Annotated in this window: 7 protein-coding genes and 1 tRNA gene; 4 read left to right on the top strand and 4 right to left on the bottom strand. The window is 46.0% G+C overall.

Features of this window, described 5'->3' with window-relative positions:
* Positions 1-198: 198 nt before the first annotated feature.
* Together ONB37_01195 and ONB37_01190 are read left to right on the top strand one after the other, a co-directional pair.
* Entirely contained in the window at positions 199-561 is a 363-nt protein-coding gene (locus tag ONB37_01195; protein ID MDZ7398755.1) for a hypothetical protein, read from the top strand.
* Positions 562-977: 416 nt separating this feature from the next.
* A tRNA-Thr gene (locus tag ONB37_01190) sits at positions 978-1,050 on the top strand.
* 4 nt (positions 1,051-1,054) lie between these two features.
* Here the strand turns inward: ONB37_01190 and ONB37_01185 are convergent.
* Positions 1,055-1,933, bottom strand: coding sequence for a M28 family peptidase (locus ONB37_01185; GenBank protein ID MDZ7398754.1), 879 nt, complete (start codon positions 1,931-1,933; stop codon positions 1,055-1,057).
* A gap of 311 nt (positions 1,934-2,244) precedes the next feature.
* Between ONB37_01185 and ONB37_01180 the strand changes: the two genes are divergently transcribed.
* On the top strand, positions 2,245-2,427 hold the full coding sequence (locus ONB37_01180; GenBank protein MDZ7398753.1) for a hypothetical protein: 183 nt from the start codon (positions 2,245-2,247) through the stop codon (positions 2,425-2,427).
* 694 nt (positions 2,428-3,121) lie between these two features.
* Here ONB37_01180 and ONB37_01175 read toward each other — a convergent pair.
* The 3 genes from ONB37_01175 to ONB37_01165 form a co-directional block, all read right to left on the bottom strand.
* Positions 3,122-6,541, bottom strand: a complete 3,420-nt coding sequence (locus tag ONB37_01175) for a UvrD-helicase domain-containing protein (protein MDZ7398752.1) — start codon at positions 6,539-6,541, stop codon at positions 3,122-3,124.
* A 147-nt stretch (positions 6,542-6,688) separates the two neighbouring features.
* Positions 6,689-8,617, bottom strand: coding sequence for a Glu-tRNA(Gln) amidotransferase subunit GatE (gene gatE / locus ONB37_01170; protein MDZ7398751.1), 1,929 nt, complete (start codon positions 8,615-8,617; stop codon positions 6,689-6,691).
* A gap of 622 nt (positions 8,618-9,239) precedes the next feature.
* Entirely contained in the window at positions 9,240-10,445 is a 1,206-nt protein-coding gene (locus ONB37_01165; protein ID MDZ7398750.1) for a 6-phosphofructokinase, read from the bottom strand.
* Positions 10,446-11,033: 588 nt separating this feature from the next.
* Here ONB37_01165 and ONB37_01160 point away from each other — a divergent pair.
* Positions 11,034-12,650, top strand: coding sequence for a sodium:solute symporter (locus tag ONB37_01160; GenBank protein ID MDZ7398749.1), 1,617 nt, complete (start codon positions 11,034-11,036; stop codon positions 12,648-12,650).
* Positions 12,651-12,935 lie beyond the last annotated feature (285 nt).

Here is a 12,935-nt window from a genome sequence, read left to right as displayed (position 1 = left end):
GACACCAAAGTTATAAGCATTTTATGTAAAAATCAAGCAATTTATTTGATGCTAAGAATTTCAGTTGGCAAAGCCCCCTGAATTCAAATGATCAGCTACGATATGCAACATTTTTTCAAATCACTTGTCTGTTTTAATAGAACCACTAAAGTTCACTTCTTGAAAATTGAGAAAAAATTCATCCATGAGGAGGTTATCATGATTGATGATTTGGTTCCATTAGCGTTTTTCATTGCAGTCGCTTATGTCATAAAATTGCTTTCAGATAATAAGATTCGGCGGTTAGCGATTGAGAAAGGCTTGCTCAACGAAAACATGAAATATCTTTTCTTAGACAGATTTGAGGGAAAGGTCCCTGCCTCATTGAAATGGGGTTTTGTGCTTGTTGGCATCGGGCTGGCATTCTTCGTGGGGCAGATGGCACCTCGCGGCGCGTTCGAAGAGGTGACCATAGGCGCTATGTTCTTTTTTGCTGGCCTGGGGTTAATTGTTTATTATTTTGTTGCTAAGCGTATTTATAGCAAGGCGAAAGAAGAGGAGAAAAATTCCTCACAGAATTAAGCTGATAAGTCACTGCAACTAATTTCCACATGCAGGTCCTCCGAATAATGGACCCTTTGCTCGAAGGGCCTGCATGCCTAATTGCAATCCTTCACCCTTGCTGATCGAAAGTTGCTGCCCAAATGGCTATTCCGTGCTATTTCAATTTAACAAGATCAAATTAAAGTTATTGACTTTTGGCATTTCATTTATTATATTATTGCCAACCAAATGAGCAGCTCTTTAGCATAAGTCCCAACAAGCTTCAATTGATTCGACGATGCATTATCAGGCAAATTTCAGGCCGGTGGGAGATCGACGGTTATTCAAAAAACAAGTTTGATATTGATCAGCCACCGCAGCATAACAGATGGCGCATCCGCTCATTGATGGATTTTTAGCTGTTCAGGGCAAGAGAAGCTCAAGGAATTGTATAAGCCACCGTAGCTCAGCAGGTAGAGCATCTGATTCGTAATCAGACGGTCGACGGTTCGAATCCGCCCGGTGGCTCTTTTTATTTTGTCAAGGATTGTTCGGCATCTAATTGCTGGATCATATACGCCAGCGAATAAACCAAGCGAGCAAAATAACGAAAATTGAGCTTGTCAATCGTGTCGCTGGTCTCATGATAATGCGGATTGCGGTAGAAGGCGGTATCGGTAATCATAATGGCTGGATAATTATGCTTCCAAAATGAAGAATGATCCGATAGATCGCTCCCAAAAACTGGAGTTGGATGGATCATTTCTTTCGTTTTAATCAAAGCCATCTCGTCCAGTTTTCTTGCGACGAAATTGCCCAATTCTCTCGATTGATTGTTCCCAACCACTGCAATAAAATTTCCTCGGGTGTCATACCGACCAATCATGCCCGCCCCCGGATATTTTTGGGTCCCGCGTTTTTCAGTATAGAACCCAAGCATCTCAAGAGAGATCATTGCGACGATATTCTCATTTAGCGCTTTGCAATGATTCGCGTAGCGATGGCTTCCCATCTCTTCTGTGCCGAAAAATGGTGGTTCTTCAAGGTTAAAGGCAATGAAGCGCAATGTCCTTTGATTCTCGTAAAATTTCATCAACCGGATCAATTCTAGCATGCCTGCAACACCAGACGCATTATCATCGGCGCCTGGGGAGTCCTTCACGGTGTCATAATGCGCTCCAATAACGATAATTTCGTCGGGGTATTGATGTCCAGTTTGCTCAGCGATTAAATTCTGGATCAAGGTGTGAGTGACCAGGTAATCGTGTGTCGATAGATTGTTGTTATAATGCGACATCTGTTGCTGGATATATTCTCGCGTTTTATCAAGCGCAGCTAGATGTTCAAGATTTCGGGGGCCAAATTCACAAGCGAGTTTGTATACATGACCATAGAGCCTGCGTTTCAGCATCCGATAGTCTCGCCAGCTCATCCGAGCAGTGTGTTTTCTCCTAAATTTTGATTTCATATTTTGCGATTTATCAAGTTGCGCTGCCCTGAACGGTCAGTAGAGTTGTTGCAGAAATACAACAGCTTTGCCCTATTTTTGTGTCAACAGCACAACAAAACGAAACAAGCCAGAACCGTTTATCCAAATATTAACCCTCAAAAACAAGCAGTTATGCATAATAATTTAAAGGGTTATTTCTGGTATAGCGATTGCATATGATTAGCATACAATTCCGATGTTCCCACCTCATTCAATCAGCTTCAGGGGGTTATATGAACAGAGCGATGTATTTCAAAATCGGTTCCTGGCTATTTGACTCCATTGCTGATCTTGCATCATCGAATCGTTTTTTCATGGTAAGAAACTGCCTGCTGTTGCTAACGCTTGGTGAGGGCGATCCGACACCTTTGCCACCGACTCCACCGCCGCCGCCTCCGCCAAGGATCTGCGCATAGGGTATGCAAATCTGTGTGTCAGCGCTCAATAACGATAGCGCTTTTTTAACAAAATTTTTGCACATCGAGAATCGTAGATGCCCGAAAATCATTATGCTTTTCGATTGCGTTGTCTATTCCGAAGTCCTCTTTCTGGTGCCTATTCTGAACCTGATCAAATGAATGCACTTGCGGTTTCCGATCCAAAACTCTTGGTTAAGATAAGAATTTCAAGTTTACTGATAAGGGACCTCCTTAAAAATTTCGAGCGACCGCTATCAAACTGAAAATCGAATTGATGAACGACAAGTATTTTCTATCCATATCTTGACCTGGTTTGCGAAAACGATCCTCGATGCCAGCGACTGACGCACACATTTGCAAAGCTTTTGTTTCAATTATTTCCAGGCAATGATTGCTTCGGCTGGAATTGCATCATTAGTTTCTATCAAAATACCAGGACTTACGTTGGGCAGTCGCTCGCTTAACGAGACGGCTGCCTTTTTTGTTAATTTCTATTGCAAAATTATCAAAATAGGCTCACATATCATGTTTGCTCAAGCAGCCATCTTTTTACTCCAAAAGAGCATGGGGTAAAGAGGAGATTCCTGTAATCGCAGGAACGACATTATTTCATCTATCGTGATTTTTGAATTATGAACTGTGTATGAACCATAATGCGATCCGAATCAGAACTACTTGGCTTTTGAATAGCTTAAAATAGACGTAATTGTGCTTGTTCAGCTATATTCTCTTTAGAAACTTTTTTTGCCTTTAATTCTGCGCGCTGCTTATATTTTAAAGCCGCATCGATTTCGTTGAGAAAGCGGGACGGTCGATGAGTCGTTCGTTCGCCGAATAGGAAGCGGCTCTTTGCATGAAGGAGGATGAGCCGTTTTTTCGCGCGCGTCATTCCGACGTAGAACAGTCGGCGCTCTTCTTCAATGTTTTCAATCGATGAACCAGCGCGATGATAAGGCAGCAGTCCTTCTTCGCAGCCTGCGATGAACACCACTGGGAATTCCAATCCCTTGGCCGCGTGCAACGTCATCAATGTGACTTTCTCAGCATTGGGAACATAAATATCCGTCTCCTTCTGCAATGCGATAAGCTCGAGAAACTCGCCTAAGCTCCCATTAAAATTGGCGGTCCGTTCGATCAACTGCTTCCAAAAATGCTGGCGTTTCCGATCATTTTTAAAATATTTTGCTAACCCAAACGCTTCGATAATATACTGAATGATAGCTGGGAGCTTTTCTGTTTGAGAGATCCGTTGAGCAGTTTGTATCATCTCAACCCACAATTCGATCGGTTGTTTTTGAGTAGGGCTGAGCCAGGCAATCTGGTGGCTTTTTTGCATGGCGTGCCATAGCGAAAATTCATTACTCTTTTGGTAATTGATAAGCAGCTTCAGCGTCGATTCCGAGAGCGATCGGGGAGGCATTTGAATGAGACGCATTAGCTCTGGATCGGCATGTGGATTGTGAATGGCTTTGAGAACGGTAATGATCTCGCTGACCTCGGGGGTTTCATAAAAAGGGACTTCCCCAAACGATTGATATGGGATCCCCGATCGAATAAAAGCTTCTTCCAAAGCGGATAGCTGTGCAGTGACACGATAAAACACTGCAATATCGCTAAAGCTCGAGCAGCTTTCCAACTCAGCCTCTCCTGCTCGGCCAGAGTCCACTGAAAAGAAGCTGGTTGCTCCCATCATCCGCTCGATCTGGTGAACGATCGTTTCTGCCTCCGCTTTTTCGGTCGGCACTTCAAAAATATCCACCTTGACTCGATCCATGATGGGGGACCAGAGATTGAGCGTCTGATGATCGGAATTTCGGCGGATGACCTGAGTAGCTGCCTGGACGATGGTTTGTGATGATCGGTAGTTCTTCTCAAGGCGAATGACCTTGCAACCAGCATAATCTTGCTCGAATTGGAGAAAAAATTTTCGGTCTGCGCCGCGAAAACCATAAATCGCCTGATCTGGATCACCAATGGCGCAGATATTGGCCTGAGGTCCGGCGAGCAACCGAAGCAGTTGATATTGCGCCAGATTAATATCTTGATACTCGTCGATCGAGATCCAGCGATAGCGATCTTGATAACGTTTAAGGATGCGAGGGTGCTTCTTGAATATTAGAATCGGCTGCGCGATCAGATCATCGAAATCGAAAGCTTGATAATCTTTCAATGTCGCCTGATATTTTTTTAATATTTGTTGGAATTGGCCGTCGATATCTGGAAATGCGGCATCAATTTCGCTCAGGATAGGATGCAATTGGTTTTTGATGGTAGCAATGCGCTCTGAATAAACATCCAGCTCTTTGGATGACAACGAAGCGGTGAGGCGCCGAAGCAATTGACGCTTGTCTGTCTCGGAATAGATCGAAAAATTGCTTTGATATCCGAGGAGAGCTGCCTCCTGACGCAGAATAGAAGCCCCAAAAGCATGGAATGTTTTGATCGTGATTCGATTGGCATCTTCTGGTAGCAATAATTGAATCAGTCGCTCGCGCATTTCTTCAGCAGCGCGATTAGTAAAGGTAATGGCCAGAATTTGCTCTGGAGGCACATGATGCTCTTGAACCAGATGGGCAATGCGATGGGTGAGCGTTCGGGTTTTACCAGTTCCAGGACCAGCGACGATCAATAGATGACGATCTCGACAAGTCACCGCCTCTCGCTGTTGCCTGTTAAGACCAGTCTCGTCTTCCTCCTCATCCTCAATTGTGCTGATCGCTGCTGAGGCTGCAATATCCACCCCTGCTGGGAACGAAGCTTGCTGATCTCGAACCTTTTTTGAAGAAGCGTCTGGGATCGTTGTTGACTCTGATAGGATCTCCTCTGGGACAAACAAATACTGCGTTTGGAAACGATGCCGTTCCTCATCAGAGAAGAGTCGTATCGTGCCAAATTCGCCATCATAGCCGGCTGCAATTTGTACTTGTTTGGCGCGCATACGGCGGATCGCTTCAGCCAGCATAGGACCGCCCCAACGATCAATATCGTCTATCGGCAATTCCATCAAAATTGTTAGCTCAGAGCCAAGATGCTCGACCAGTTGCTCAAATTTTCTGATGACAGCTTTGCTGCCCTCGCCGACAGAGAGGATTTCCGCCAGCACTTCGCTCAGCGGTATCAAGCTGTGGTAGGGGCGAGCATTCGGGTGGCTGCTGCCGGCTGGGCGATCGGCTAATTGTTGCACTCGATAAAGCACGCCTACTGTGACCTTTTTGCCGCAAACGGGACACAGCTCGTGATTGGCGATGGTTTCCGCCGGGGTCATCCGCCGATTGCATTTGCGATGACCATCAAGATGATATTTCCCTTCCTCAGGAAAAAATTCAATCGTCCCCAATAATCGATCAGGTCCTTGCCCTTTCAGGGCATTGAGAATGCCTGGATAGGAAAATTCGGCGTCGAACAGATTCGCTTCACGACCCAGTTTAGCTGGAGAATGGGCATCTGAATTAGAAACCAGCGCAAAGCGATCCAATTTTGAAAGCATCCAATTCATGGGAGGATCAGAAGAAAGCCCAGTCTCCAATGCGAAAATCTGCGGCGTCAGATCCTCAAAACATTCCTCGATCGAGTCGAATCCAGATTTGGAACCCAATACCGAAAACCATGGGGTCCAGATGTGCGCTGGAATGAGGAACGATTGGGGATCGGATTCAAGCACCAGTTCCAAAAGGTCTCGCGCATCCAATCCCAAAATGGGCCGGCCATCGGAGCGGATATTCCCGATCCGTTCCAGTCGAACCTGAAATCGCTCAGCGACTTCGATGCTGGGAAAATAGACAACATTGTGCACCTTGCGGACCTGATCGCCTTTTTTGTAGATGTTGCTGATTTCCCCGGAGAGGATAAACCGTACTTCACCCCTACACGCCTTGGGTATGCGCGAGTCGATGGGGCGCGCCAACTCGCCTTTCACCCGAAATAGCCCTGGCTCAGCCGGCTCAAGCTTGCGCTTGATTTCCTCCAGCCAGCCAGGATGCGTAATGTCCCCTGTTGCCACTACCTGAATCCCTTTGCGCTGTGCCCATTCATACAGCGGCTCGATATTCAACTCCTGACTCGTAGCGCGGGAATAATGGGAATGAATATGTAAATCAGCGATGAATTTCATAGACGATCACTTCGTGAAACAAAGGCTGACGCACTGAATTACTTACCAAAATTTCGATTAAAAAGCTCTTCTTGCATTCAAAGATGATTAGAAATTTCGAATATTGTCGAGTTGCTTAAATCCAAGAGTTGCAATCGTAAGCTTTGATTATTGGGATTCATTTCTGCCAAAAAGCTTCTGTCTCAATATGATTGCAATCGTTCGACCATCGATGCGTCCGCGGATTTGATCCATAGCTTTGCCCATCAGATATGAAAACTTTTTATTGGGATCAGCTATTGGCTCGCCCCCAAATTGGTCAATGACCTGTTGAATTACCTGCTTGCATTCTGTTTCAGACGCCACGTGATGTTGTTCCAGCAGCGATTCAATCGGTTGAGAATTATTCGATAGCCATTGTTTAAAAATGAGAGGGATGGCCTCTGAAATGATTGTTCGTTTTTGAAGTGCCTGAAAAATGGCGAAAATGGTTTCATCGGTTAATTGGGCGACCGGTAGCCCTTTTCTGCTGAAATGCTTTAAATGTTGAGTGAGACACACGGCCGCGATCATTGGAGGCACTTGCAAAAGTTCGATCATTCGGTCGAACAGATTTGCCCTCCCAGAGAGCAGCAATTGCTCGATGATGAAATCGGGTAACCCTGCTTTTATATAGCGTTGCCGTCGTTCCCAGGGTGCGGGTGGCAGGTTTTTCTGGATGCGCGCGATACGCTCGCTCGTTAGCGCGATGGGCGGCAGATCGGTATCTGGGTACATGCGATCTGGCCCTGGCAGGATGCGCTCGAAGCCAGTCGTTCCGTCGGATAATGCTTGGCGCGTTTCGTTGGGCACGCCGATGATGGCCTCGCGTGCCCGAATGGCGATCTCCTGCGCTGCTGTCTCAACATCCTTAGCTTCCCCCCAGACGATCACCAGCGCGTCCCTCTGCTCCCAATGGCACTGTTTTTTGATCTTCATCCAAGCTGCGCTGCCGATGGTCTCGTCATCGCTATCGGAGTGGATAATGTTTGGAATTTTATCCAGGCAGGCGATTACTCGCACGCGATCGGAGATCTCTTTGGCGAAATTGGTCCCAGGCTGAGTTGGAAACCGCAAGATGCCCTGAAATAAAGGCAGTCTCACGCATTTGATCTTGATTGGACCATTGCTATAATTTTTGATAGGCAAATAGCCAGTGTCTTTTAAAATGTCCGTAACATCGAACCATTCAGGTGCGAAATTTTCCGGTGTTAGGCCGCGCTGTCTCAGCAGATCGCGGATCTCCAGGAGGGCCTTTTGGCGTCCCGCTTCGTTATGGACCAGCAACGGGATGAGTGGAATGCGCGGCACGCCCTTAATTTCTACCCGAGTCCCTCCCTCAATGCTCACATTAACATCCTGACGGGTCGCTCCAATACCACGGTTCACCTTGCCCGTGCTTCGTGTTAGCTGACGGATCAGTTGCGCCACCTCTGCCACCTCCTGTGGCGTTCGCATGTGGGGATAGGTGACAACTTCGATCAGCGGCATGCTGAGACGATCGGTTTTATAGGTGCGAACATGTCCAATGTCGCTGACTTCGCGGCAGGCATCCTCCTCCAATCCCAACTGGATGATCCCAATGCGGCGATCTTTATAAGGGATCCAGCCATCGATCCCGAGAATAGTCGTCCGCTGAAAACCAGTAGGAATGCTGCCATCCAGGTATTGTTTGCGCGCAATGTGCAGCTCGCTGACAACATTACAGTGCAACAGCAGCGTGATTTCCAGCGCGATATCTAACGCCTGCTGATTTAGCTCGAATGGCGGCGCATCGTCCATTTCGTAAGTGCAAACGGTCTCTTTATTGAGCTGGTATACGATCTCCTTTTTGGTTTTGAATTCCATCAGTGCCGTGCCGTCATACTCCCCTAACTCTGAAAGCGTGGGGCGCATGTGCCGCAAGATCTCTGCATCATATTTCTCGCTGTAACGCCCCGCTGGGCAACGACAAAACAATTTCTTTTCTGTTCGTAATTGTTGGTGAATTTCCAGCCCAGACTTTAATCCCAAAGCGAGATAATCCTCAGGGCTCATCGCCTCGATCGGCTTCAGCATAATCCCCTCGAGTTGCTTTATTCATCATCCAAAAGAGAAGAGTGGAAAATACAAAATTGGCTGATAAATGTCAAGAGATTAATATGGCGGGATCAAAAGGACAACTTCGATAATGCATGCTAGGAAAATTATGTGCAAATGTATCGCCATGATGAGGATCGTTCCAAATCAGAAATGAAATTTCTCAAAAAATGTTTTCTGTTGGTAGGCATTTTGAAAAATAATTTTTAGTTTATGGCGATGATAATAGGTTCGGAGCAAAACGATTGATTGTTCCCACAGCATTGTGATCCAGAGAAATGGTGAATAAGATTGTCGAGCGCATCCTTTTGACTCCGCAGTCCAAAGTTTTATCGCTCATTCTACTGAAAGATGCTCAATAGCTTTTTTTGATTGCTTTTAATTCCGAAAAAGTTTTAACCCATCTTTGGGGGATTTCATTTCCATGGAGAACTGATAGATTTCTCTCATAGGATTGAGATAACCACAAAATTGAGGCATAAAAATTCTGAGTATTGTTGCTAAACATAATTATGTATCGTTTGAATTCGCAATAGGCAAAAAAAAATCCCGAGGCTGAAAGATCAGCATCGGGAGGTTTGTTTTGAGATTTTTGTCGAAATTAATCGCTTGCCATAATGAAGAGCGGTTTGGATTCGAACCGTTTGTAGTGCGGTCGCAATCGATCGGTATTGTAATATTTCTCGACATCGACGACCTTTTTAAAGCTGGTGACCACTCCGATGGGGGCATTGTCATAACGGCCGTTGTTCAAAATGGTCACTCGACCATGCGCACCGTCGAGGATCAGGTCCAAGGCGAGGTTACCGTAGGCCATGGGCACGATGGAATCCAATGCATCGGGGTCGCCGCAGCGCACCAGGTAGCCCAGTCGCTGATTGATCACGTTGATGCGCTTGCCATTATTAAATTTGGGCGAGAGCTCTTTGATCTTCTCAGAGATGATATCGCCGATGCCACCTAATTTTTTATGGCCATAAGCGTCGGTTTCATGACTTTGATAGACCATCTCGTTCATGCCTTTGAATTTTGCCCCTTCGGAGACCAATACAACAGAATAGTGGCTGGGGTTCGTAAACCGATCTGCGACCAACAGTTCGATCAACCGCTCGATATCGAATTCGTACTCTGGGATGACGCAGCGATTCGCCGCACCGGCCATTGTGGGCAATAAGGCGGTGAAGCCCGCATAACGGCCGAACACCTCGATGACCAAAATGCGCTCATGCGATCCGGCTGAGGTCCGCAATCGATGGGTCATCTCAATGGTCCGGGTGACGCAGGTGCTGAAGCCGATGCAATAATCAGTTCCTGGGACATCATTATCCATGGTTTTAGGGATTGCAATCACTTTCACTCCTTCGTCATGCAGTCGAACTCCATAGCTCAAGGTGTCATCGCCGCCGATCGGAATTAGATAATCTACCCCGAGGAAATCCAGATTCTTCAACACCTCTGGAGTTAAATCATTCACTTTGTCATGATACTTGTCTTTGAGATGTGCAGGGACTGCATCTAACGGAACATGACTGGGACGGGTTCGAGATGTATGAAGAAAAGTGCCACCAGTTCGGCCAACTTTGTTCACTATCTCTTCAGTCAAAACCATGAAATTCTCGCTGTTGTCGGCATCTTTATCTGGAATAATATCGATCATCCCAGCCCAGCCTCGGCGAATACCGATAACTTGGAAGCCTTCACGCAACGCCCGAATGGTGATCGCCCGAATCGCCGGGTTCAGCCCCGGGACATCGCCGCCGCCCGTAAGAATGGCTATAATACCTTTTTTCTTGTCAATTGTCATCATAGTTGTTCACTCCATTTGAAAATTCATTCTTTCTATCTATAAATTCATTCTACATACTTCTCGCATAACACAGCAATCATCAACAATCATCTCAGCTTCTGTTCGCTGATCAATCCAGAGGACGGCAAACTATCAGTGGGGATACGGTCGGTCTAATTATTTCTACCTGTGGTATCAATTTTGGGAGTAAAATATAATGCTTTTCGCAGATTTTGTCAATACCTTTTTTCGCTATTTCATAAAATTATCAATTAATGCGGGTACTCGCCCAATCGGATCCCTGCAAATTCCCCTTGCTTTTTGACGTTTTATTTTTATCTTATTAGGTTCAAAATTGAGTAAGGACGTTCGTTTTTCATGGCTGATGCAGTTCATGAACTCCTTTTGCATCATATCAAAAAAAGCGGACACATCGTTAATCTGCGCAAGTCATGCTCGATAGAGATTTTGGCTGATCAATGAGCTACTTTTGCTTGGGATAGATAAAAAACTGAACTTTTCAAATTAATTTTTAGAACCGAATTCCCTTGTGCTTCGCAACTTCAGCGTAAGCAGACGGTCAGATCTTAAAACGAACAAGGAGTGGACATGGGATTTACCCCGCTGGATTATGGTATTTTGCTTTTCTACTTGATTGGTGTGACAGTTCTGGGCTCTTGGTTTGGAAAATTTCAAAAGGATACTCGGGATTATTTTTTGGGTGGTCGCAACTTGCCTTGGTGGGCGGTGTGCTTCTCAGTGGTCGCCACTGAAACCAGCACGCTGACTTTTATTAGCATCCCCGGCATTGCTTATGTGAGCAACCTGAATTTTCTTCAGCTCACGTTCGGCTACATTCTGGGGCGCATTATCGTTAGTTTCGTCTTCTTACCAGCCTATTATAAAGGCGAATTGGCTACCGCTTACGAATTTTTAGGTGGTCGGTTTGGACAGCGAATGCGAAATTTTTCTTCAGTCATATTCCAGATTACTCGACTGCTGGCCGATGGTGTCCGATTGTTCGCAACAGCCATTCCGCTCTCAGTGATTACCGGATGGAGCTATCCAGTTTCTATTGCCGTCATCGGATTTTTGACAGTGGTCTATACTTATTTGGGTGGGATTCGCGCTGTAGTTTGGATTGATGTGATTCAGATGGTAATCTACCTCGGCGGTGCAATTGTTGCGGGAGTTTTTCTGCTACAGCATCTGCCCAATGGCTGGCAGGATGTGGTTGCCGCTGCTCAGCCAGAGAATAAATTTCAGCTTTTCAATTTCTCCTGGAACGGCGACTGGCGTACGTTCTTTCAGTCCGGTTATCATTTCATCACCAGCCTTGTAGGCGGAATGTTCCTATCAATGGCCTCTCATGGAACGGATCAGCTCATTGTGCAACGATTGTTGACCTGCAATAATTTACGGGATAGCCAGAAGGCGCTCATCACCAGCGGTGTTTTGGTGATGGTACAGTTCGCCATATTTCTTACCATTGGCCTGATGCTTTATGCTTTTTATCACGCTCAACCAGTGGGCGATGGGAGCAGTTTTGTCACAAGCTCCGATGAAATTTTTCCCAAATTTATCGTTGAAGCCTTGCCGCCAGGTCTTTCTGGACTCATTATCGCAGGGATTTTTGCCGCAGCCATGTCCACCTTGAGCGGCTCGATGAATTCTCTTGCATCTTCTTCGGTGCTGGATATCTATAAAACACGTTTTGGCAAGGGAAACGCTCCAAGAAAAGACCTATTTATTTCTCGGCTGATGACAGCTGTTTGGGGATTTGTGTTCATTGGCGGGGCCATGTTGTTCAAAGATAAAACCAATCCAGTGGTCGAACTGGGCCTCGAAATCGCTTCATTCACTTATGGTGGGTTGTTGGGCACATTTCTGCTCGGAGTATTCTTCAGGCATGTCAAGGAAAACGCTGCGCTCATCGCTCAATGGAGCGCCATTTTCTTCATGTCCTGGATCATTATCTCAGCCAGAAATTTTACAGGTATTCCAAAATATGCGATCCTCATTGTGTTGGTGATCGCTTTCATCTGGATTTTCATGAAACTGAACGACCGGCGCGAGCAAATGATTTTATCTGTGCTCTTGATCGGCTTCGTTTCATTGATCCGCTTCGTTCAACCGCTGCATTTTTTCTGGCCATGGTACGTCTTCCTTGGCTGTAGCGTGGCTTTGATAGTTGGCGTGCTGGTTGCCATGGTTGCACGAAATTGACTTCAGATCGTGTGCAGCCGACCCAACGGAGGGAATCAGTTAGTCCTTAACTTGAAAAAGCGTCCCAAATTTATGCAACTGGACATAGAGGTTTTCAGTTTTCTCGGGTCAAGCCACTCATTTTTTCCATAGACCATCGCCAAGGAAATTGGATGAAAACCCCTTGCCGACTGCATTCTGCGCAAATATCATTTGGGATAAAGCTCCGCAGCTTTAGAATTCAATACTCATTTGGGACAGATCCCTCCGTAGACTGGCAGTCCGATCAGGGACCAACCGTTTTAT

It is taken from the genome of candidate division KSB1 bacterium (genome assembly GCA_034506395.1).
GTDB lineage: Bacteria > Zhuqueibacterota > Zhuqueibacteria > Thermofontimicrobiales > Thermofontimicrobiaceae > Thermofontimicrobium.
This window is presented reverse-complemented; position numbering and strand designations above follow the sequence as displayed.

What these genes read in the sequence shown, in the direction of transcription:
- ONB37_01185 (MDZ7398754.1), bottom strand. Translation starts at nt 1,933, where the DNA reads ATGCTGAAACGCAGGCTCTATGGTCATGTATACAAACTCGCTTGTGAA.
- ONB37_01175 (MDZ7398752.1), bottom strand. Translation starts at nt 6,541, where the DNA reads ATGAAATTCATCGCTGATTTACATATTCATTCCCATTATTCCCGCGCT.
- ONB37_01165 (MDZ7398750.1), bottom strand. Translation starts at nt 10,445, where the DNA reads ATGATGACAATTGACAAGAAAAAAGGTATTATAGCCATTCTTACGGGC.
- ONB37_01195 (MDZ7398755.1), top strand. Translation starts at nt 199, where the DNA reads ATGATTGATGATTTGGTTCCATTAGCGTTTTTCATTGCAGTCGCTTAT.
- ONB37_01160 (MDZ7398749.1), top strand. Translation starts at nt 11,034, where the DNA reads ATGGGATTTACCCCGCTGGATTATGGTATTTTGCTTTTCTACTTGATT.
- gatE (MDZ7398751.1), bottom strand. Translation starts at nt 8,617, where the DNA reads ATGCTGAAGCCGATCGAGGCGATGAGCCCTGAGGATTATCTCGCTTTG.
- ONB37_01180 (MDZ7398753.1), top strand. Translation starts at nt 2,245, where the DNA reads ATGAACAGAGCGATGTATTTCAAAATCGGTTCCTGGCTATTTGACTCC.